The organism is Clostridium sp. KNHs216, assembly GCF_006714885.1.
Lineage (GTDB): Bacteria > Bacillota > Clostridia > Oscillospirales > Acutalibacteraceae > Caproiciproducens.
The window spans coordinates 370,085-393,205 of sequence record NZ_VFMF01000001.1 but is presented as its reverse complement, the minus strand read 5'-3'; the positions used below and the strand labels follow the sequence as shown (position 1 = coordinate 393,205).

The following is a 23,121-nucleotide window of genomic DNA, read 5'->3' as shown; positions in this document are numbered from 1 at the left end:
TCCCGAAGGGGTCACGTCCAGCTGTAAAAGTCTTTTAAGAACCAGATATCCTTTGCTTCATATTCCGAGCCGTTCAGGTAATTCAAAAGCCCCGCGTCCGTGCCGAAGGTGAATTTCAGCTTGTAAGAGTAGAGGGCCTGATAGGAAAATCCGGTTTGCTTATTGATCGCGTTCGTGCCGTACTTTCCGTCCCCGGCGAGCGGATGGCCGACGGAAGCAAGGTGCGCGCGGATTTGATGGGTGCGTCCGGTCAGGAGCTCAACCTCCAGCAGACTGAAGCTTCCGCGCTCTTCGAGCACCCGGTAGCGCGTTTTGATCGATTTGGTGTCCGCGGTGGGCCTGTGGGAAATATAGACGCGGTTCTGGCTTTCGTTTTTTTCGAGAAAGCCTTCCAGCACCGCTTCTTTCGGATTCATTTTTCCGTGGACAATGCAGAGATACAGCTTCTGCATTTCGCGCTTTTTCACTTTTTCGTTCATCACGCGAAGGGTTTCCGCGTTCTTCGCCGCCATTACAATGCCGCCGGTATTTCGGTCGATCCGGTTAATCAAGGCCGGGGCGAACGAATTTTCGTTTTCGGGGCGGTATTCCCCTTTTTCATATAAATAATGCTGAACGCGGGCAATCAGGGAATCAAAATGATAATTTTCATCCGGGTGTACGATTAATCCCGGCTTTTTATCCAGAATCATGATGTTTTCGTCTTCATAAATCACCGTGAGCTTGTTCGGCGCTTTCAGAAAATCGTATTCCTTTTGCTCCTGCTGAAAAAATTCGTCTTTTAAATACAGGGTGAGAACGTCGCCCTCATTCAGTCGGGTGGAAATTTCACACCGCTTCCCGTTCAGCTTGATATCTTTTTTACGGATGCTTTTGTACATCATGGATTGGGGGAGGTTGCTGAAGGATTTTGTGAGAAACTTGTCCAGCCTCTGTCCGGCATCGTTTGCGCTTATGGTTATTTCTTTCATATGGAAAGACTCCTAACTTGATACATTTTCAGTGCTTCCGCCTTTCCAGATTATATCACGGATAAGGCCGCGGCAACAGTCGGAAATACTTTTCAAAAGAGATTTTTTAGTATATAATAGAATGAAATATGCGAGAAGGAGAACGGATTTATGATAACACAGCAAAGGGTCATGGAGATTTTAGAAGAGGCTGGGGTTTTGCTGGAGGGGCATTTCAAACTGACCTCCGGCAGGCACAGCAACAAATACCTCCAATGCGCCAGGATTTTTCGCAATACAAGGTACAGTGAGGAGCTTTGCGCGGCCCTTGCGGAACGGTATTGTCATGATAATGTTCAGATCGTCATCGGTCCGGCGATGGGGGCGGTCCAGATGGCTTACGAAGTCAGCCGCGCGCTTCACTGCGAAAACTTTTTCACAGAGCGCGGCGAGGACGGAAAAATGGTTTTGCGGCGCGGCTTTTCCGTAAACCCCGGGGACAGGGTGCTTGTGGTGGAGGACGTGGTGACGACCGGCGGCTCGGTCCGTGAGGTGATCGAGCTGGTAAAAGAAGCCGGCGGCGAAGTGGTCGGTGTCGGCTCCATTGTTGACCGGACAGGAGGAAAAATCGATTTCGGCGTTCCCTTTAAGGCGGTCGTTTCCGTTGAAGTGGAATCCTGGGAACCGGAAGAATGTCCTTTGTGCAAGGCCGGTGCTCCGGCGCCCGTCAAACCGGGCAGCAGAAAAATCTGATGGATGATTGGGGGGCGGGCGTCGTTGGAGGAAAACAAGGAGCGGCTCGGGAAACAGCCGTCGGAAATCAGTAACGAGGCCCAGCCCGTACACGGTGGCCACAGGGACCGCATGAAAAACAGATTTCTGAAGGACGGGCTTGACTCTTTTGAGCCGCACGCGGTTCTGGAACTGCTTCTTTTTTACGCGATCCCTTTAAAGGACACCAATCCCATCGGCCATGCGCTTCTGCAGAAATTCGGGTCGCTGTCGGGGGTGTTCGACGCGCCCTATGAAGAACTGATGAAAGTGGAGGGCGTGGGGAAGTCGGCGGCAACGCTGATGAAACTCATTCCGCAGCTGTGCCGTCGTTACCAGGAAAATTTGGATAAAGACAAAAATGTGATTTTCAGTTATAATGAAGCAGGCATGCTTTTGACACGCAAATTTATCGGCCGTTCGGACGAGGTCATCGTACTGATGCTCCTCGACAGTAAAAACCGGCTGATTTACTGCGGTGTGGTCAATGAAGGCACTGTCACCACCGCCAATATTTATATCAAGAAGATTGTCCGGCTGGCGGTGGAGTATAACGCGGCTTACGCGATTCTGTCACATAATCATCCGAGCGGAGACTGTATGCCCTCGAAGCAGGATTTAAGCTCCACACAGTGGGTCTATGAAGCGCTGAATATTGTGGAGGTAAAGCTCATCGATCATATTATCGTGAGCGGCAACGATTATTTTTCGATCGCGAAAAGCGGAATCATGCCGGGAATTTTTGATGTCGGATTTGATACGGAGTAAAAAATGGATTTTAAATTAGTTTCACAATATCAGCCGAAGGGAGACCAGCCCAAGGCGGTTCAGCAGCTTGTTCAGGGATTGCAGACCGGCTACCGCGAGCAGACGCTGCTTGGCGTGACCGGTTCCGGAAAAACCTTTACCATGGCGAATGTTATCGCACAGATGAACCGTCCCACTTTGGTTCTGGCTCACAACAAAACGCTTGCCGCACAGCTTTGTTCCGAGTTCCGGGAGTTCTTTCCGGAAAACGCGGTCGAGTATTTTGTATCCTATTATGATTATTATCAGCCGGAAGCCTATATTGCGACGACAGACACCTATATTGAAAAGGATTCCGCGATCAATGATGAAATAGACAAGCTGCGCCATTCGGCTACCTCGGCCCTTTCGGAGCGCCGGGACGTCATCATCGTTGCCAGCGTATCCTGCATTTACAGCCTGGGCGACCCGATCGATTACCGCACCATGGTGATTTCCCTGCGCCCGGGCATGGAAAGGAGCCGCGACGATCTGCTGCGCAAGCTTGTTGAGCTTCAGTATGAACGGAACGACATCAATTTTATCCGTAATAAATTCCGGGTCCGCGGCGACGTGGTGGAGATTTTTCCCGCCCAGTCGAACGATACGGTGATTCGCGTGGAATTCTTTGGCGACGAAATTGACCGGATCAGTGAAATCAACGCGCTGACGGGGGAACTTAAGGCCGTCTTAAAGCACGTTGCCATTTATCCGGCGTCCCATTACATTGTCCCGCGGGAAAAGATGCAGCGCGCCATGGGCGATCTTGAACGGGAAATGGAAGAACGGGTCGCGTTTTTCAAAGCCAACGGCAAGCTGATTGAGGCGCAGAGAATTCAGGAGCGTACACGGTACGACATGGAAATGCTGGCCGAAATCGGATTCTGCAAAGGGATTGAAAACTATTCGCGCGTTCTGTCCGGGCGTGAGCCGGGCAGCTCGCCGTTCACCCTTCTGGATTACTTTCCGAAGGACTTTTTGCTGTTTGTGGACGAGTCCCATGTGACGCTTCCACAGGTCCGCTCCATGTACGCTGGCGACCGGGCCAGAAAACAGTCGCTGGTCGATTTCGGCTTCCGCCTTCCGTCCGCGTTTGACAACCGTCCGCTGAATTTTGACGAGTTTTACAACCATGTCAATCAGGCTGTCTTCGTCAGTGCGACGCCGGGCGATCTGGAAAAAGAAAAATCGGCTCAGGTAGTGGAGCAGGTGATCCGTCCGACCGGACTGGTCGATCCTGAGATTATCGTCAAACCGACGGATGGGCAGATTGACGATCTGATTTCCGAGATCAACATGAGAACCGCCGACGGAGAGCGCGTCCTCATTACCACCCTGACCAAAAAAATGGCGGAAGACCTCACCTCTTATCTGGAGGGAATGGGAATCCGAGTCAGATATATGCATCACGATATTGATACCGTGGAACGGATGGAAATTCTCCGTGACCTGCGCCTGGGAGAGTTTGACGTGCTGGTCGGCATCAACCTGCTGCGGGAAGGGCTGGATATTCCGGAGGTTTCGCTGGTAGCCATACTGGATGCGGATAAAGAGGGCTTCCTGCGTTCCGAGCGTTCGCTGATTCAGACAATCGGCCGCGCCGCGCGCAACGCAAAGGGACAGGTCATCATGTACGGCGATACGGTCACTCCGTCCATGGAGTCCGCTATCCGCGAAACGGAACGCCGCCGGTCCATTCAGACCGAGTATAACCGGGAACACGGGATTATTCCAAAAACCATCAAGAAAAAGGTTTCCGATATTTTGGAAATCTCCACTCATAAAGAGGACGAGAAGGGAAAGAAGCAGAAGCGTCTGAGCCCGATCGAGAGAAAACAGATGATCGAACAGCTCACAAAGGAAATGAAGGCGGCTGCGAAGCTTCTCGAATTCGAGCACGCCGCTTATCTGCGTGACAAAATCAAACAACTGAACGGTGAAAAATAGCCGGCGAAATGCTACGGAGGAAATTATAATCAATGACAGCAAAGAACATTTTTGTTAAGGGCGCAAGGGAACATAATCTGAAAAACATCGATATCGAAATTCCAAGGGACAAACTGATTGTTTTCACGGGACTTTCCGGCTCCGGAAAGTCCTCTCTCGCTTTCGATACCATCTATGCGGAAGGACAGCGCCGCTATGTGGAATCTCTTTCATCCTATGCGCGCCAGTTTCTGGGGCAGATGGAAAAGCCGGATGTGGATTACATTGAGGGGCTTTCCCCGGCGATTTCCATCGATCAGAAGACGACTTCCAAAAACCCCCGTTCCACGGTCGGAACGGTAACGGAGATTTACGATTATCTGCGGCTTTTGTACGCAAGAATCGGAATCCCGCACTGCCCGATCTGCGGTCGGGAAATCAAGCAGCAGACCATTGACCAGATTGTCGACCGTATTCTCAATCTGGAAGAGGGAACAAAGATTCAGGTGCTTGCTCCCGTGGTGCGGGGACGCAAGGGCGAACATACCAAAGAGTTTGACGCCGCGCGCAAGAGCGGGTTTGTCCGCGTACGTGTGGACGGCAATCTCTATGATCTGTCGGAAACCATTCAGCTTGAAAAAAATAAGAAACATACGATCGAGGTCATTGTCGACAGACTGGTCATCCACCCCTCGATTCACTCCCGCCTGTCCGATTCCATTGAAACGGCCTCCTCGCTTTCCGGCGGAATTATCGTGATTAATGTCGCCGGGGGAGACGATATCACCTTTTCCCAGAACTACGCCTGCCCGGAGCATGGCATCAGCGTGGAGGAGCTTACTCCGCGCATGTTTTCCTTTAACAATCCGTTCGGCGCGTGTCCCAAATGTACGGGACTCGGTGTCTTTATGAAAATTGACCCCGACCTGATTATTCCGGACAAGTCTCTTTCTATCAGCAAGGGCGGCCTGAAAGCCAGCGGATGGGCGATGGAAGGCAGCACGATCGCCTCCATGTACATGACGGCGCTGTCCAAACATTATCATTTTTCTCTCGACACGCCTCTTGGAAAGCTGCCGCCGGAAATAATCGACGTCCTCCTTTACGGTACGAAGGGCGAAAAGATACAGATTGAGCGCAGCAACGAATACGGAAGCGGGATCTATAAAACCGAATTTGAGGGAATCATCAATAATCTTGAGCGGCGTTTCCGTGAAACGCAGAGTAACTGGATCAAAGAGGAAATCGAATCCTATATGAGCGCGATCCCGTGCGATGCCTGCCATGGCAAGCGCCTTTCCCCGATCAGCCTGGCCGTAACCGTGGGCGGCATCAATATCAGCGATTTCTGCGACAAATCGGTCACGCAGGCGCTGGATTTCATTAATCATCTGGAGCTTTCCGAACGGGATACCATGATTGCAACCGCTATCTTAAAGGAGATCAGAAGCCGTCTGGGGTTCCTGCAGAGCGTTGGGCTGGAGTACCTTACGCTTTCGCGCTCGTCCGGTACGCTTTCCGGCGGAGAAAGCCAGCGTATCCGTCTGGCCACGCAGATCGGTTCGTCCCTGATGGGAGTCCTTTACATTCTTGACGAACCGAGCATCGGACTGCACCAGCGCGACAACGATAAGCTCCTTGCCACGCTGAAGCGGCTGCGCGACCTGGGGAACACCGTCATTGTCGTAGAGCACGACGAGGATACCATGCGCGCCTCCGACCATATTGTGGATATCGGCCCGGGCGCGGGCATCCACGGCGGCCATGTGGTATTCAACGGGAGCGTGGACGATATTGTCAACTGCAAGGAATCCATCACCGGGCAGTATCTGAGCGGGGTGAAAAAGGTGGAGATTCCCGCAAAACGCCGCAAGGGCAACGGGAAAAAGCTGAAAATCATCGGCGCTTCCCAGAACAATCTGAAAAACGTGAACGTGGATATCCCGCTTGGGGAATTTGTCTGTGTCACCGGTGTATCCGGTTCCGGAAAATCTTCGCTGATCAATGAAATATTATATAAATACCTGGCGGCGGAACTGAACGGAGCGAAATCCCGTCCCGGCGCTTTTAAAGAAATCAAGGGGCTCTCGGAGCTGGACAAGGTGATTGAAATCAACCAGTCGCCCATCGGCAGAACGCCCCGTTCCAACCCCGCTACTTATACCGGCGTCTTCACGGATATCCGCGAGCTGTACGCCTCCACACAGGACGCCAAGCTGCGCGGGTTCAATTCCGGCCGATTCTCCTTTAATGTAAAGGGCGGCCGCTGTGAGGCCTGTCAGGGCGACGGCATCATCAAAATCGAGATGCATTTCCTTCCGGATGTCTACGTCCCCTGCGACGTCTGCAAAGGGAAACGCTACAACCGTGAAACGCTGGAGATCAAGTATAAAGGCAAAAGCATCTATGATGTGCTGGAGATGACGGTGGAAGAGGGGCTGGAGTTCTTTTCCAGCATTCCGCGCATTGCCCGCAAGCTGCAGACGCTGCAGGACGTCGGACTGGGCTATGTCAAGATCGGCCAGCCGGCGACGACCCTTTCCGGCGGCGAAGCACAAAGAGTCAAGCTGGCAACTGAGCTTTCCAAGCGCTCCACGGGCAGAACGATTTATATTCTGGATGAGCCCACCACCGGCCTTCATATCGCGGACGTTCACAAGCTGATCGAGGTGCTCCAAAAGCTGGTGGACGGCGGAAACACCGTAGTGGTCATCGAGCATAATCTGGACCTGATCAAAACCGCCGACTTTATCATCGACCTTGGTCCGGAGGGCGGAGACGGCGGCGGTGAGGTCATCGCTAAGGGAACCCCGGAACAGATCGTAAAAGTAAAGGAATCCTATACCGGAAAATATCTAAAAAAATTGCTGTAAGCATCAAAAAAACCTTCCGCAGGGAATGTCAATTCCCGCGCGGAAGGTTTTTGTTTTCTATGGATTTATTCCGCGCTGTCTTCCTGCAGTTCCGTCCTTTTTTGATTCAATCTGAAGAAAGACGGCTTCGTTTCCGAAATCAGAATGGAAAGAAGAATCAGCAGAGATCCGGCTAAGATTTTGGGCGTCAGCGCTTCATGCAAAAAGATAATGCCGAAAACCGAGCCGAACAGAGATTCCAGCGACATAATCAAGGAAGCTCTGGCGGGCGGAGTGTATTTTTGACAGACAGTCTGCAAGACCAGTGCGATCAAGGTACTGAATACGCCAATGTATAAAAGAGACAGCACGGAGTCGGTTCCCAGACCGGCGGGGAACGTTTCGGTGCTGAGAGCCACTGCCAGCCCGATTACTCCGGTAACGGCAAATTGCGTGTAGGAGAGCAGAATAGGATCATTCTTTTCGGTTAAAATACTGGTACCTACGATCTGTGAAGCAAAAGCGATTCCGCACAGCAGGGAGAGAATATCGCCGACATTCATCGTGAATCCCGCGTGCAGCGATAAAAGCCCGATTCCTGCAATGCATATTAATGCAGCCGTTATATTGTACAGGTCCGGCTTTTCATTGCGCAACAGCCAATAAAGGAACGGTACCACCACAACATAGACAGCCGTCAGAAACGCATTGTTGCCCGCCGTTGTATATTGGATACCGGTTGTCTGCAAATAATAGGCGACAAAACTCAGGACCCCGAGGATGGCACCCGACTTGATACAGTCGGCGTCTATTTTTTTCAGCCTTTTGAAGAAAAAAACAGTCATGAGCAAAACGGCGATCCCGAAACGGATCGCAATGATGTAGCTTGTCGGAACGGCGCTGGTAGCGTTTTTTACGACGACAAAAGCGCTTCCCCAGATGATTGTGACGAAAACCAGCCCCAAATCCGCGGCCAGTGCCTGATTTTTAATTTTCAATAATGCCACCTCGTTTTTATGTTCCCGGATATTATAACATTATTCTATTTTTACCGCAACAGAAAAGCGACTGATTCCGGCAGGGTACGGCATGAATTTTGTATGTTCATAAATAATTTAGAATATTATTTCTTTGCTAAAGCAGAGGATTGTGATATAATAAAGCTTGATTTTAACCGAGTTTAATATGGAGATGAATAATCGAATGACAGAGATAGAACAGCGCTCCGTTTGTGACGGCGTCAATTTCAGAAGCGTCCGGGATGTCAAATTCAAAACGGTGCGCATGTCCGTTAATTTTTTACTGCCCCTTCAAAAAGAAGCTGCGGCTTCCAATGCCATTCTGCCTTTCCTTCTCAGCCGTGCCAGCAGGGAATATCCCGACTTTACAAAACTGGGCGAACGTCTGGCCGAGCTTTACGGAGCGGATCTGAGCGCCGACGTTCAGAAAATCGGCGACGTTCAGATGCTGTCGCTTTATGCTTCCGGAATTGCCGACAGGTATGCTTTGCAGGGGGAGAGCACCTCGACGGAGCTCTCAAAGCTGCTGTGCAGCATTCTGTTTGACCCGCCGTTTGAAGACGGCCTTTTCCCGAAGGAGGGATTTGAGCAGGAACAGCGCCAGACCATTGAACTGATCGACTCTGAATTCAATGATAAGCGTACCTATGCCAGACAGCGCTGCGAGGAAATCATGTGTAAAAACGAGCCGTACGGCATCAGCCGTTATGGCAGCAAGGAAGATATCAGGAATCTGAAGCGTGAGGAACTGACCGGGGTATGGCACTATCTGATTCAGAACGCAAGGATCGAAATCATGGTTCTGGGCGACTGTGATCCAAAGCCTGTTTATGAAGGGTTTTATAATGCTTTTCAGAAGCTTGGCAAAAGGTCCACGGTGGAGTGTCCGACTGTCAATGTCAAGAAGGCCGATCAGGTCAATGAAGTCACTGAAAAAATGGATATTGCCCAGTCCAAGCTTGTTCTCGGCTTCCGCACCGCGGCCTCCCTTCGGGATGAGCAGGTGGAGGCGGTCAAGCTGATGGTTGCCCTTTTTGGCGGCACCCCGAACTCCAAGCTGTTTCTGAATGTCCGCGAAAAGCTCAGCCTTTGCTACTATTGCAGCGCGCTGTACGTTTCCATGAAGGGAATCATGCTTGTACAGAGCGGCGTTGAAACGAAGAATATTGAAAAGGCCAAAGAGGAAATTTTATTCCAGCTGGAAGAAATAAAAAAGGGCAATTTTGACGATAATGAAGTCAATGCGGCAAAACTCAGCATGTGCAACAGCTACCGCTCTCTTTCCGATTCCCTTGGTGGGCTGGAGGCGTGGTACCTGTCGCAGACGTTTGCCAATTATGTCAAACGCCCGGAGGAAGCGGCTGCTCTGATCAGCGCCGTTACGCGTCAGCAGATGATCGACGCCGCTAACAATGTCACTCTTGACACAGTGTATCGCTTGGTCGGAAACGGGGTAGAAAAAGAATGAATGTAATGAAGGAAATCAAAAGCTCGCGGATCGGCGACCGGTATTTTGAGATCAACCATTCGTCCGGGCTGAAAATTTTTGTATATCCGAAAGAGAATTACAGTTCCACTTATGCCGTATTTGGCACCAAATACGGTTCCGTAGACACCTGCTTTAAAACTTCGGAAGAAACCGAGATGAATACGGTTCCCAACGGCATCGCTCATTATCTGGAGCATAAGCTTTTTGAAAGCGAGGACGGGGACGCCTTTGCCCGTTACGCAAAAACGGGGGCTTCCGCAAACGCCTATACTTCTTTTGACAAAACCTGTTACCTGTTTTCGTGTTCGGAAAAAGTATACGAATCGTTGGAAATCCTTCTGGATTTTGTTCAGTCCCCTTATTTTACCGAGCAGACCGTACAGAAGGAGCAGGGCATTATCGGGCAGGAAATCAGAATGTACGACGACGACCCGCAGTGGCGCGTGATGTTCAACCTTCTGCGCGCTATATATCATAAGCATCCGGTCAGGATCGATATTGCCGGAACGGTTGAAAGCATTGCGGAGATTACGCCGGAATTGCTTTATAAGTGCTATCATACCTTCTATAACCTCAACAATATGGTGCTGTGTGTCGCGGGAAATGTCGACGTTTACAAGGTGTTGGAGCTTTGCGATAAAATGCTCAAGCCCTCGAAAGACGTCACCATCGACCGGTTTTTTGAGGAAGAGCCCGAAGAGGTTGTGGAGAGCAGGGTGGAGCAGAAGCTTTCCGTGGCCGCCCCGATCTTTCAGCTTGGTTTTAAGGAAAAAGCGGGCAAAGACCGCCTGTCTGCCCGTGAAATCGCGGACACGGAAATCCTGCTGGAAATCCTGGCTTCCGACGCGTCCCCGCTGTTCCGCAGGCTGCTGGACGCCGGGCTGATCAATCAATCCTCTTTCACCTATGAATATTTTGAGGGACCCGGTTATGCTTCGGTGATCTTTTCCGGGGAATCAAAGGACCCCGATGCCGTTGCGCAGGAGATCAAAAAAGAGGTTGCCGGGCTGCGTGAACACGGACTGGACCCCGCGGCTTTTGAGCGCTCCAAAAAAGCGGTTTACGGCCGTATGGTTTCGTCCTTCAACAGTGTGGACAACATCGCCAACACCATGGCCTCCCTGGCATTTACCGGCCATGAACTTTTTAACTATATCGATACGATTGCTTCGGCGGATATTCAGTCCGTGCAGAACAGGCTCAATGTCCAGCTCAGACCGGAGTATTCCGCACTTTCCATTGTAAGACCGGTTGAAGAATAAGCTTTTCTTTATTCTTACCGCCAGAACATCCCACGCGAAGTTTTGGCCGGGGTCTAATCTGTTTTTGCGCGTGGAGAAATGGTGGAGTATATGTTAAATGTTCAATTTCCGGGACTGGGCATTCACTTTACAATCAATCCAGTTGCGTTTTCAATCGGTTCGCTTACCGTCAGATGGTACGGTGTGATTATCGCGGTCGGTTTTTTACTGGCTTTCCTTTATGTGATGGCAAGCTGCAAAAAGTTTAATATGGATCAGGACAGGCTGATCGACGCCGTGATTGTCGGTATTATCGGCGGAATCATCGGCGCAAGGGCCTATTATGTTATTTTCGATACCAGCGACCAGTATCTGAGAAATCCGATCAGCGCCCTTTATATCTGGGAAGGCGGACTTGGAATTTACGGCGGAATCATCGGCGGCCTGCTCTGCGGCGCGCTGATCGCCAAGCTGCGTAAAATCAGCATTCCGGCCATGCTGGACCTAGCTTCGCTCGGTTTCTTGATCGGACAGACGATCGGCCGCTGGGGCAACTTTGTCAATCAGGAGGCGTTTGGCCGTGAAACCACTCTGCCGTGGGGCATGGTCAGCGAAAACACTTCCGCCATTGCGAACGGCCCTGTGCATCCCTGCTTCCTTTATGAATCCTTATGGTGCCTTCTGGGCTTTGTCCTGCTACATATTTTCAGCCGCAGGTTCAGAAGATATGACGGACAGGTTTTTCTCGGTTATTTGATCTGGTACGGCGTCGGCCGGTTCTTTATTGAGGGACTGCGCACGGACAGCCTGATTACCCCGGTCATTCCTCTCAGAGTCTCGCAGGTAGTTGCTGTGATAACGGTTTTAACCGGTATCGCGTTGTTAATTGTTTTTCGCAACAGAACCGCTCTTGCCGGATGCGGTTCCCCGAAAGTCATGGCGCTGAATGCTGTGGTGGATGAAGTACCGGAAGAATTGATTGACGACGATGCAAGCACTATTTTTGACACAGATGCTTCTGAAGATGCGCCAGACGGTGCGGTACAGGAAGAGCCAGAGCCCATTGCGTCCGAACCAGCCGCTGAAACGGAAGAACCCGTTTCAGCTTCTCCCGAGGATACGGCGGAGGAAACTGACAAATCATGATTTTGGAGGCAGGTTATGGCGAAATACATTGACGGGAAAGCGGTTGCAGCCGAAATTCGGGCTCAGCTGGCCCTTGAAGTTGAGAAAACGGTCCGGCTCGGCGTAACGCCGGGCCTTGCCGTGGTGATTGTCGGAGACGATCCCGCGTCAAGGACATATGTAAACAATAAAAAGAAGGCCTGCGCTCAGGCGGGAATCTATTCGGAAGAATACGCCCTGCCCGCGTCCGCCTCTCAAAAAGAAATCATGGACCTGGTCGCGAAACTGAACGCAAAAAAAGACATTAACGGTATTTTGGTTCAATCCCCGCTGCCGGACGGATTGGATGAAAAGGCGGTGGTGGAAGCCATTGATCCCGAAAAAGACGTGGACGCTTTCCACCCTTCCAATGTGGGCAGGATCATGATCGGAAACTATCATTTCCTGCCCTGTACTCCCGCGGGGGTCATTGAGCTTCTCCGCCATGAAAAAATCGAAATCGAAGGAAAGAACTGTGTCGTAATCGGCAGAAGTAATATTGTAGGCAAGCCGATGGCCATGCTGCTCCTGCATCACAACGGAACGGTGACCATCTGCCACAGCAGGACAAAAAACCTTAAGGAAGTATGCAGACAGGCCGATATCCTTGTCGCGGCGGTCGGCAGACCGAAATTTGTTACCGCGGATATGGTGAAACCGGGTGCGGTGGTGATCGATGTGGGAATGGACCGCGACGAAAACGGAAAACTGTGCGGAGACGTGGACTTTGCCAATGTGGAAAAAACAGCGTCTTACATAACTCCTGTTCCGGGCGGTGTCGGTCCTATGACGATTGCGATGCTCCTTAAAAATACAGTTGCCGCGGCGAAACGTCAGAACGGGATGACTCTGTAAAATGCGGAATCCCGGTATACTGCTTCCGGCGGCTGCCAGTTGAGGTACGGAATGGACAACCTTTTAAATCAAATTAATTTTCCGGAGGACTTGCAAAAGCTTTCTCTGGATGAACTTTATGAATTGTGCGATGAAATTCGCGAAAAAATCATTAAGACTGTTTCCAATAACGGAGGGCATCTGGCTTCCAATCTGGGGGTCGTTGAATTAACGGTTGCGCTGCACCGTGTTTTCAGTTCCAAGGACGACAGGATCGTCTGGGACGTCGGGCATCAGGCCTATACCCATAAGATTCTGACCGGCAGGCGCGACACCATTTCCACCATCCGGACGCAGGGCGGCCTTTCCGGCTATCCGAACCGTATGGAAAGCAGCTACGACGCTTTTAATGTGGGGCACAGCAGCACCTCCATTTCCGCTGCGCTGGGAATCGCCAACGCAAAGCTTCTTGCCGGAGAGCCCGGCCACGTCATTTCTCTGCTCGGCGACGGCGCTCTGACCGGCGGTCTGGCCTATGAAGGGCTGAACAACGCCGGGCGCTTCAAGAAGAATTTTATTGTTATTTTAAATGACAATAAAATGTCTATTTCGCGGAATGTCGGTTCCATTGCCCGCTATTTGGCGCATATTCGCACAAAGCCCGGTTATTTCAAGGCAAAGGGCAATATTGAAACCGCGCTGAACCGGCTTCCTCACGTAGGAAAGCCGCTGCACCATTTTCTTTCGAAATCAAAGGCTGCTTTAAAGCAGATATTATATAACAGCACCATTTTTGAAGATATGGGCTTTTATTATTACGGGCCGTTTGACGGTCATGATTTAGGAAAACTGATCGATGTTCTGGAAAATGCCAAGAATATCAATCATCCGGTTTTGCTCCATGTGATTACCCGTAAGGGAAAGGGCTATCCATATGCGGAGCAGAATCCGGGAGCTTTTCACGGGATATCCAGCTTTGATATTAAGACGGGAAAATCCGCCCCCGCCGGTGAGAATTTTTCCAGTGTTTTCGGCAGCCATCTTTGTACGTTGGCAAGTAAGGATGAAAAAATCTGCGCGATTACCGCAGCGATGCAGATGGGAACCGGTCTGACGGGGTTCGCGAAGCAGTTTCCCGGCCGCTTCTTCGACGTGGGGATTGCGGAAGAGCATGCGATAACCTTTGCCGGCGGTCTTGCCGCGGGCGGCATGCTTCCCGTATGCGCGATTTACTCCACGTTTTTACAGCGCGGCTACGATCAGATTATTCATGACGCGGCCATCCAGCGTGTAAAAGTGACGTTGGCCATTGACCGGGCGGGTGTTGTCGGCGACGACGGCGAAACACACCAGGGTATCTTTGACGCGGCTTTTTTGAGTACCGTCCCCGGTATTACCGTTTATTCCCCGGCTTACTATGACGAGCTTTATTTTTCTTTTCAGCAGGCGCTTTACCAGTGCGAAGGCGTTTCGGCCGTGCGCTATCCGCGCGGAAAGCCCATGTTTAAGCCCTTCGACTTTGAAAGCACCGGAAAAGCGTACGACACTTACGGACAGAGTGGGGCGGAGCTGGTGATTGTGACCTACGGCCGTTTATTTTCCCTGGCCTGTAAGGCTATCACGTCGCTGAAAGAGTCCGGGATCTCTGCGAAAATTATCAAGCTGAACCGGATTGCTCCGGTGGACAGGGATGCGGTAGCGGAAGCTGAGGCCGCGAAAAAAGTCTTTTTCTTTGAAGAAGGAATCCAGCAGGGAGGAATCGGGGAGCATTTCGGCTATCTGCTGTCCCAGAACGGGTACTGCGGCGAGTTCCGCTTACGCGCGATCACCAACTTTGTTCCCCATGCGACCATGCTGCAGTCGCTCAGCGCCCTTGGCCTCGACGACAAGGGAATGGTAAATATGATATTGACGGAGTACAAAAAGTGATAGAGAAAAAAAGACTGGACTGCCTGCTGTTTGACCAGGGCCTTGCCGAAAGCAGGGAAAAGGCCAAGGCAATGATTATGATGGGCAACGTCTATATCGACCATCAGAAGTCCGACAAGCCCGGGACCATGCTTCCGGTCGGTACGAAAATAGAAATCCGCGGGGAAACCATGCCCTATGTGAGCCGCGGCGGCTGGAAGCTGGAAAAAGCCATGGCGGCTTTTCCGATTGAACTGAAAGACAAAATCACGATGGATATCGGCGCTTCTACCGGAGGCTTCACGGACTGCATGCTGCAGAGCGGCGCGAAAAAGGTCTACTCCATCGACGTCGGCTACGGGCAGCTCGCGTGGAAGCTGCGCACCGACCCAAGGGTCGTGAATCTGGAGCGCACCAATGTCCGTTACCTTACACGGGAGCAGGTGCCGGACGACATCGATTTTTTCAGCGTGGACGTCTCTTTTATTTCCCTTTGCCTGGTCCTTCCCGTCGCAAGGGAGTTCATGGCGGAAAACGCGCAGGCCGTCTGTCTGATTAAGCCCCAGTTTGAAGCGGGACGGGGAAAAGTAGGCAAAAAAGGCGTGGTGCGCGAGCAGGCGGTTCACCGGGAAGTGATTGAAAAAATCGTGGGCTTTGTGCTGGAACACGGATTTTCCGTTCTGGGCCTGACCTATTCCCCGGTAAAAGGACCGGAGGGGAATATTGAGTATCTGGTTTACCTGCAAAAATCGGAGAAACCGGAAAGTGTTCCGCTGAATATAGAAGCATTGGTGGAAGAATCCCATCATGAATTAAACGGTGGTGAATAATGTGAAAATAGCGATCATGCCGAATCTAAGCAAGCACAACGCACAGCTTCATACTACGCGGGTGGCGGAAACGCTGCAAAAATTCGGTGCAGAGGTATGCATGCGATTAAACCTGAAAAGCTGTTTTCCAAATTCGCACATTGTCTTTTACGATGATTTTGATAAAATGATGTCCGACTGTGACGCGGTCATTGCCGTTGGCGGCGACGGAACCATTATTCACTCTTCCCGGCATGCCGCTATGGCGGAAAAGCCGATTTTGGGCATCAATGTGGGGCGGCTCGGTTTTGTCGCCGGGCTGGAAACGGACGAGCTTGACAAGCTGAAAAAGCTGATCGAAGGGGACTATACCATCGAAAACCGTATGATGCTGGAAATCCGGCTGGTCAATCAGGGGAAAGAGGAAACCCATCTGGCGCTGAATGACGCGGTGATCGCCCGCGGAGCGCTTTCCCGGATATTGGATATCACGGTTCACTTCAATGATAAAAATGTCTGCGAATACAGGGCGGACGGCCTGATTATTTCCACTCCCACCGGCTCGACCGCGTATTCCCTTTCCGCCGGCGGCCCTGTGATCGATCCGAGCATCAACTGTATTCTGCTTTCGCCGATCTGCCCGCATTCCCTGCTGACAAGGCCGGTTATTTTCGGGCCGGACGCCAAGCTGAGCGTGACGGCGTGTTCCCACTATAAAAGCGAGATTATTTTGTCCGTGGACGGGGACACTTTTATTCAGATTGCCGATAATCAGAAAATTAATTTTTGCCGTTCAGAGCGTATGGTGAGAATTATTAAATTAAAAGACGATAATTTTTATGAGGTAGTGAACGAAAAATTAGCCGAGAGGAGAAATTGAATTGAAAACACGACGACACGCAAAAATCCTTGAATTGATTAACGAATACGCGATTGATACTCAGGAAGAACTGCTGCGCCGCCTGCGCGAAGACGGTTTTGAGGTAACTCAGGCCACCGTTTCCCGCGACATTAAAGAGCTCAGGCTGATCAAGACTTTGTCCCACGACGGAAAATACAGATACTCCACCGGCAGAAGCAACACGGCCGATTACTCCTCTAAATTTTATTCCCTCCTCTCCGATTCCGCGGTGCAGATTGACTACGCGTGCAATCTGGTTGTAATCAAATGCCACGCGGGCATGGCGCAGGCTGTTTGCGCGGCAATGGACACCATGCACTGGCAGGGTGCCGTCGGCACTCTGGCCGGGGACGATACCATTTTTATTGCGATGAGGGACGAAGACCATGCACAGCAGCTGGTTGCTGAACTTAAAAAAATGGTTGGGTGATTGCAATGCTTTCTCAGCTTTACATCGAAAATATTGCTGTGATTGAAAAGACCGGGATTGATTTTCACCCCGGCCTGAACGTTCTGACCGGGGAAACCGGAGCCGGAAAATCCATTGTTATTGATTCCATCAACGCGATTTTGGGGGAAAGAACCTCGCGCGAGCTTGTGCGGACCGGGGCGCGTTCCGCTTTTGTCACCGCCGTTTTTTCCGACCTGGGGGAACAGGCCGTCCATAAGCTGGCGGAATTCGGCTATGTGCCGGAAGAAGACGGTTCCGTCATGATTCAGCGCGAAATCCATACCGACGGCAAAGCCGTGTGCCGCATCAACGGCCGTCCGGCAACCGTATCCGTTTTGAAAGAGATCGGGGTCATGCTGATCAGTATTCACGGCCAGCACGAGAGCTATGACCTGCTGTCGCCCGATTTACATATCCGGTATATCGACCGCATGGGCGTGCCCGAGGCATTGCTTTCGGAGTATCGCGCCGCTTTCAGCAATATGCAGCATATGAAAAGCGCATTGGACGCTTTTGATATGGACGAGGCACAGAAAGCAAGACAGATTGATCTGCTGACCTATCAGATCAATGAACTGGAGGCAGCCGGACTGCGGGCCGGCGAGCAGGAAGAACTGAATAAGACCCGCACCCGCTATTTAAACAGCGAAAAGATCGCCTCGGCGATTCATACGGCGCAAGCGGCCCTGAACGGGGAAGAAAGCTTTGACGGCGCTTTATCCGCCGTCGCTTCCGCTTCGGACGCTCTGTCCGAAGCGGAAAAATACCTGCCGGAAATCCATGAGCTTTCCGAAAGAATCAAAAATATCCGCTACGATCTGGAGGACTGCGGCGAGGAACTCCGCGGTTTCTCTTCGGAGCTGGAATATGATCCCGCGGACCTTGAAAGGATAGAGGACCGGCTGGACGTCCTCTATCGCCTTGGCTTGAAATACGGCGGCTCCGTGGAAAATATGATCGATTTTCTCGAAAAATCGCAGGCCCAGCTGGAGGATATCCAGCTTTCGGATGAAAAAATCCTGCAGATGACAAAGGAATATCAAAAGGCAAAGGCAGAGGCGGAAAGACTTGCGAAAAAGATTTCCGCCTGCCGCAAAGAGGCGGCACGGGCCTTTACGAAACGGGTAAAGGAAGAGCTCCGCTTTCTCGATATGCCGAACATCGATTTTCAGGTACAGCAGGAGGAATGCCCGCTGAATCCGTTTGGCTGCGACAAGCTTCAGTTCCTGATTTCGGTGAATGCGGGCGAGCCGGCCAAGCCGATCGCAAAAATCGCTTCCGGCGGCGAGCTTTCCCGCATTATGCTTTCCATTAAAACGGTGCTTGCCGGGAAAGACGATATTGACACGCTGATTTTCGACGAGGTTGACACCGGTATCAGCGGAAGCGCGGCGCAGAAGGTCGGCTTGAAGCTGCATGAGGTCGCGGGCCACCGTCAGGTGATCTGTGTAACGCATCTGGCGCAGATAGCCGCTTTGGCCGACACGCAGTTCTTAATCAAAAAGCAGGTCCGGGAAAACAAAACCTTCACCGACGTGGCCGAGCTGGATTACGAGGGAAGGAAGCAGGAACTGGCAAGAATTATGGGCGGAGCGCAGATCACGCCGCTGCTGCTGGAAAATGCGGCGGAAATGCTCAGGCTTGCCAAAAAGCACGGATCGTCTTGACAATGCGGAGGGAATTGGGTATAATGCAGTATAATGACATTGATGGGAAGAAGTAAGTCAAAAAGCCGGCAAAGAGAGCCTGCGGCTGGTGTAAGCAGGCGCGTGATTTGGCTGAAATACATCCCGGAGTCGCCAGATTGAACGGTTTCTACTAGATTTGGCCGTGAAAGCGCACGTTACAGCGCGTGGGTATTTTTTGTACCCGTAAGGCCGTATCCGCGAGGCTACGGTGAACTGAGGTGGTACCGCGGTTATTTCCGCCCTCTGCAAATAAGCAGGGGGCGTTTTTTATCCCCCTGAAATGGAGGATTTTTTATGGGAGTTTTCGAAGAACTCAAAGCAAGGGGCTTGATTGCCCAGATGACGGACGAGGAGAAGATTCAGGATCTTCTCAACAATCACAAAACCACATTCTATATCGGGTTTGATCCGACAGCCGACAGCCTGCACGTAGGCCACTTTGTACAGATTATGGTCATGGCGCACATGCAGAGAGCCGGTCATACGCCGATTGCGCTGTTCGGCGGTGGAACAGGCATGGTCGGCGATCCTTCCGGAAAATCCGATATGCGCAAAATGCTGACCAAAGAGGAAATCGACCATAATATTGCCTGCTTCCAAAAGCAGATGTCCCGTCTGGTTGATTTTTCGGAAGGCAAAGCGATTATGGCCAACAACGGCGACTGGCTTCTGAATCTGAATTATATTGAATTTTTGCGCGATGTCGGCGTTCATTTTTCCGTCAACCGCATGCTTGCTGCGGAATGCTATAAGCAGCGTCTGGAAAAGGGTCTCTCTTTCTTCGAGCTGAATTATATGATCATGCAGAGCTACGACTTTCTGGAGCTGAACCACCGCTATAACTGTCAGCTGGAGCTTGGCGGCGACGACCAGTGGAGCAATATTATCGGCGGCGTCGAGCTTCTTCGCCGCAAAGAGGGCAAGGAAGCCTACGGCATGACGTTTACCCTGCTGACCACCAGCGAGGGCAAAAAGATGGGCAAAACCGAAAAGGGCGCTGTTTGGCTGGACCCCGAAAAGACCACGCCGTTCGACTTCTACCAGTACTGGCGCAATATCGGCGACGCCGACGTTATCAAATGCCTGAAAATCCTTACGTTCCTTCCGCTGTCGGAGATCAATGAGCTTGCAAAACTGGAGGGCGGGGAACTCAACAAAGCCAAGGAAGTCCTTGCGTTTGAGGTCACTAAGCTGATTCACGGCGAGCAGGAAGCGCTAAAGGCACAGGAGGGAGCACGCGCGCTGTTCGGCAGCGGCGAGGACACGGACAACATGCCTTCCACGGACATTACCGCGGCCGATTTTGCCGACGGGGAAATCGGCGTGCTTGATCTGTTGGTCCTGACAAAGCTGGCGCCTTCCAAAGGAGAGGGAAGACGTCTGATCGATCAGGGTGGTATTTCAGTCGATAACGAGAAGATACTTTCCAGCGCGGAGAAGCTTTCCCTGAACCATTTCGAGAAAAAATATGTGGTGATTAAAAAGGGAAAAAAGGTGTTCCACAAAGTCAATCTGGTTGATTAACGCAAAAATTCGCTCAGCCCGCCGCCGAAATTTCGGCGGCGGGCTGTTTTGATTGATTTTCGTCCGGCAATTCCTTATAATAGGTACATTGACAAATGTTGGAGGATTCATCCAGATGAAAAAAAACGGCTCTTTTCTATTGGCACCTGCTTCGGTGATGGTGATTATGCTTTCGGTATTTTTTGTAAGCAGGATGTTTCCTTTTGGATATAACACTCTTTCGTGGTGCGACATGAACCAGCAGGTCATCCCTTTTCTGATGGACTTCAAAGATATCCTGTCCGGGAAAGCAAACATGTTTCTGAATATGCAGAATGCCGGGGGCATGAGCTTCTGGGGCGTATTCCTGTTTTTCATCAGCAGTCCGTTCAGCTTTCTGGTTGCCTTTGTCGATAAGGCCGATCTCTATCTTTTCATGAATATCCTGGTCCTGCTGAAAATGATGGTATGCGCGTTTACGGCAAGCGTCTTTTTTCGCTTTCAACTCAAAAAGCTCGGTGTGCTGCAAAACACTGCGATCTCCGTGATGTATGCCTTCTGTGGCTACACCATGTTTTACTACCAGAACCACGTATGGCTGGACGTCATGTATCTTTTCCCGATTCTTCTGATCGGTCTGATAAAGCTGGCCGACGAAGGAAAAATCCTGTGGTATGTCCTGTCTTTTTCAGCGATACTGACAGTGAATTTCTATCTGAGCTATATGGTATCCATTTTTCTGGTACTGGCATCCGGAGTCTATGTTTGCTTCTTCGCGAAAAAGGGGACACGCCGGAAAAGCATTTTGCTTCTGGGAGTTTCCACCCTGATTACCGCTCTGATTACCGCCGTGGTCTGGCTGCCTTCGCTGATGCAGTATATGGCTTCCGCCAGAACCAGCGACCTGTTTACGAGCTTAAAAGTGGGCGGGCTGATTTCCAGGCTGGACACGACGTTTACCGTGATTCTGTGCTCGGGCGCGATCTTTGCCGCGCTGATTGTCTATTTGTTTTTTGCGAAAAGTCTTCCGCCGAGTACGAACCTTGTATTTTTCCTGTTTGTTCTGACCATGATACCGGTTTTCATAGAACCGATCAACAAAATGTGGCAGACCGGAAATTATCAGGCTTTTCCGGTCCGCTACGGATATATTACTGTTTTTTTCGGCCTGATTCTGCTTGCCGCCGTGTTATCGGAAATCAATCAGGAAAACCGCCTTGTGTCAAGCAGTTCGATTGCCGTATTCGGCGGGATGCTGGCGGTCAGTGCAGTGTTCCTTGCGGAATGCCTGATTTTTTATAAGGAATATGATGTCGTCAGGATTTACACGGAAACCCTGTGGGGAAACAGCGCTAGTTTCCGGCTTTTGCTCCTGTTTTCTCTGGTCGCGGGGCTCGCGTATCTCGTCCTTCTGCTGCTCTACCAGTTCAGGCTGCTGGGTAAAACCGCATTCTCCGTCCTGCTGTGCGTCATGGTTGTACTGGAATGTGTATTTAATTCCGGCGTTTACGTGGCCTCAGCCGCCAACAACGGAAAAACCGAGGCAGCCGTCATCGATCTGAGTGACCGGATCGAGGATGACTCCCTTTACCGCGTAAAATCCGAAGAAAAATACTTCGACGTAAACCTGATGGGCAGCTTGGGGTATCATACGCTGAGCCATTATACGTCGCTGACGGGCGAAAGCTTTATGTATACCATGAAGAAGCTTGGCTATTCGTCCTACTGGATGGAAGTCAATTCGAACGGCGGCACCAAACTGACCGACGCCATAATGGGGAACCGGTACACCATTCTCCGCAGGGGAACTTCCTTCAGCAAGGAACAGAAGGTTTATCAGAATGAGAAATATGAGATCAGGAAAAAAGAGGATGCCCTTCCCGTCGGGTTTGTTGTTCATGCCGATGACGTTCAGAAATTAAGCACTCTGCCGGACACGACCCGTCTCAACATTCAGCAGTTTGTCTTTGAATCCCTCTTTCATACACAGGACAAGCTGTTTACCTATTATGAGCCGAGTCTTTTGAATAATATCGCCTATACTTCCGGCAAAAAATATTCTCTTACTTTTCCGGACAACAGCGCCGAAGGGTCAGTGGTTTACCGGATTCCGGTTCAGGGAACGGAAACGCTTTATTTCGACTGTTTTGACAGGCTGTCAAACAGCCTGATCGAGCATATCAACTCAAGCTTCAATATTCTGGTAAACGGGATGACCGTACAGGACGATTATCCGAATCAAAGCAATAACGGACTCCTGAATCTCGGTACCTTCCGCGACCAGACGGTGGAAGTGGAAATTCAGGTTTTAAAAGAAGTCGATGTGAAATCCTTTGGGATCGCCGGACTTAAGGACGATGTTTTAAAGAAAGCTGTCAGCGGTACTGCCGCCGCGCAGCTAAAGCAGTCCGGGAACCGGATTACCGGCACTGCGGACGCGGCTGACGACCAGTCCTACCTCTTCCTTCCGATTACGGACGGCAGGGGATATACCGCGACTGTAAACGGGAAAAAGATCGATATCAACTGCGTGCTGGATTCCATGATGGCGATCAAGCTGGACAAAGGGAAAAACGAAATCTCTGTTTCTTATATCCCGCCCGGCTTTTCCTTGGGAAGCTGTTTATCCGCCCTGGGAATCGCTGGTCTGATTCTTTTCCTGATATTTCTGAGGAAGGGGCTCTACCGTAAAATTCGGTTCTTGGAACTGCCGGCGGTTTTTTTCTTTACGGTCCTGTTCATCGGCGTTTTTATCGCGGTCTATATTTTTCCCGTAGTCGTCTATTACTGGAGATAAAAAAATCCCTTCCGCTGTCGGCAGATCATACT

At 51.0% G+C, this 23,121-nt stretch carries 17 protein-coding genes and 1 other annotated feature; of the genes, 15 read left to right on the top strand and 2 right to left on the bottom strand.

Annotated elements, in window-relative coordinates:
- Positions 1-11: 11 nt before the first annotated feature.
- A complete protein-coding gene (locus LY85_RS01975) occupies positions 12-971 on the bottom strand; it encodes an RluA family pseudouridine synthase (RefSeq protein WP_141825257.1) in 960 nt (319 codons plus the stop codon).
- Between the two features lie 150 nt (positions 972-1,121).
- Between LY85_RS01975 and pyrE the strand changes: the two genes are divergently transcribed.
- The 4 genes from pyrE to uvrA are packed head-to-tail and all read left to right on the top strand — an operon-like array spanning position 1,122 to position 7,306.
- Entirely contained in the window at positions 1,122-1,703 is a 582-nt protein-coding gene (pyrE, locus tag LY85_RS01970) for an orotate phosphoribosyltransferase (protein WP_141825256.1), read from the top strand.
- A 24-nt stretch (positions 1,704-1,727) separates the two neighbouring features.
- Positions 1,728-2,489 (top strand): DNA repair protein RadC, encoded by a 762-nt coding sequence (radC, locus tag LY85_RS01965; protein WP_243122455.1) that lies wholly within the window; start codon positions 1,728-1,730, stop codon positions 2,487-2,489.
- A 3-nt stretch (positions 2,490-2,492) separates the two neighbouring features.
- Positions 2,493-4,454, top strand: a complete 1,962-nt coding sequence (gene uvrB / locus LY85_RS01960) for an excinuclease ABC subunit UvrB (protein ID WP_141825254.1) — start codon at positions 2,493-2,495, stop codon at positions 4,452-4,454.
- Between the two features lie 32 nt (positions 4,455-4,486).
- Positions 4,487-7,306, top strand: a complete 2,820-nt coding sequence (gene uvrA, locus LY85_RS01955) for an excinuclease ABC subunit UvrA (RefSeq protein WP_141825253.1) — start codon at positions 4,487-4,489, stop codon at positions 7,304-7,306.
- Positions 7,307-7,371: 65 nt separating this feature from the next.
- Here uvrA and LY85_RS01950 read toward each other — a convergent pair whose 3' ends face one another.
- The gene (locus tag LY85_RS01950; RefSeq protein WP_141825252.1) at positions 7,372-8,283 is read right to left on the bottom strand and encodes a DMT family transporter; all 912 of its coding nucleotides are present in this window, start codon (positions 8,281-8,283) and stop codon (positions 7,372-7,374) included.
- Between the two features lie 205 nt (positions 8,284-8,488).
- On the opposite strand from LY85_RS01950, the gene LY85_RS01945 reads away from it, so the two are divergent.
- The 11 genes from LY85_RS01945 to LY85_RS01895 all read left to right on the top strand — a co-directional run bounded on the left by LY85_RS01945 (position 8,489) and on the right by LY85_RS01895 (position 23,089).
- Positions 8,489-9,772, top strand: coding sequence for a pitrilysin family protein (locus LY85_RS01945; protein ID WP_141825251.1), 1,284 nt, complete (start codon positions 8,489-8,491; stop codon positions 9,770-9,772).
- A gap of 5 nt (positions 9,773-9,777) precedes the next feature.
- A complete protein-coding gene (locus LY85_RS01940; protein ID WP_141827929.1) occupies positions 9,778-11,055 on the top strand; it encodes a pitrilysin family protein in 1,278 nt (425 codons plus the stop codon).
- A 90-nt stretch (positions 11,056-11,145) separates the two neighbouring features.
- Positions 11,146-12,180, top strand: coding sequence for a prolipoprotein diacylglyceryl transferase (gene lgt, locus LY85_RS01935; RefSeq protein ID WP_141825250.1), 1,035 nt, complete (start codon positions 11,146-11,148; stop codon positions 12,178-12,180).
- Between the two features lie 15 nt (positions 12,181-12,195).
- The gene (gene folD / locus LY85_RS01930) at positions 12,196-13,053 is read left to right on the top strand and encodes a bifunctional methylenetetrahydrofolate dehydrogenase/methenyltetrahydrofolate cyclohydrolase FolD (RefSeq protein WP_141825249.1); all 858 of its coding nucleotides are present in this window, start codon (positions 12,196-12,198) and stop codon (positions 13,051-13,053) included.
- A gap of 51 nt (positions 13,054-13,104) precedes the next feature.
- Positions 13,105-14,961, top strand: a complete 1,857-nt coding sequence (gene dxs, locus LY85_RS01925) for a 1-deoxy-D-xylulose-5-phosphate synthase (protein ID WP_141825248.1) — start codon at positions 13,105-13,107, stop codon at positions 14,959-14,961.
- Complete coding sequence (locus LY85_RS01920; RefSeq protein ID WP_141825247.1) at positions 14,958-15,770, top strand: TlyA family RNA methyltransferase; 813 nt, start codon at positions 14,958-14,960, stop codon at positions 15,768-15,770. Before dxs ends, LY85_RS01920 begins: the two co-directional genes overlap by 4 nt.
- A gap of 1 nt (position 15,771) precedes the next feature.
- The gene (locus LY85_RS01915; RefSeq protein ID WP_141825246.1) at positions 15,772-16,629 is read left to right on the top strand and encodes an NAD(+)/NADH kinase; all 858 of its coding nucleotides are present in this window, start codon (positions 15,772-15,774) and stop codon (positions 16,627-16,629) included.
- Position 16,630: 1 nt separating this feature from the next.
- Positions 16,631-17,080 carry an arginine repressor gene (locus LY85_RS01910; protein ID WP_141825245.1) on the top strand — a complete coding sequence of 150 codons (450 nt, stop codon included), beginning with the start codon at positions 16,631-16,633 and terminating at the stop codon, positions 17,078-17,080.
- A gap of 5 nt (positions 17,081-17,085) precedes the next feature.
- Positions 17,086-18,768, top strand: coding sequence for a DNA repair protein RecN (gene recN, locus LY85_RS01905; protein ID WP_141825244.1), 1,683 nt, complete (start codon positions 17,086-17,088; stop codon positions 18,766-18,768).
- Positions 18,769-18,798: 30 nt separating this feature from the next.
- Positions 18,799-19,036, top strand: a binding site (T-box leader).
- A 47-nt stretch (positions 19,037-19,083) separates the two neighbouring features.
- Complete coding sequence (gene tyrS, locus LY85_RS01900; protein WP_141825243.1) at positions 19,084-20,313, top strand: tyrosine--tRNA ligase; 1,230 nt, start codon at positions 19,084-19,086, stop codon at positions 20,311-20,313.
- Positions 20,314-20,428: 115 nt separating this feature from the next.
- Positions 20,429-23,089 (top strand): YfhO family protein, encoded by a 2,661-nt coding sequence (locus LY85_RS01895; RefSeq protein WP_141825242.1) that lies wholly within the window; start codon positions 20,429-20,431, stop codon positions 23,087-23,089.
- Positions 23,090-23,121: the final 32 nt, after the last annotated feature.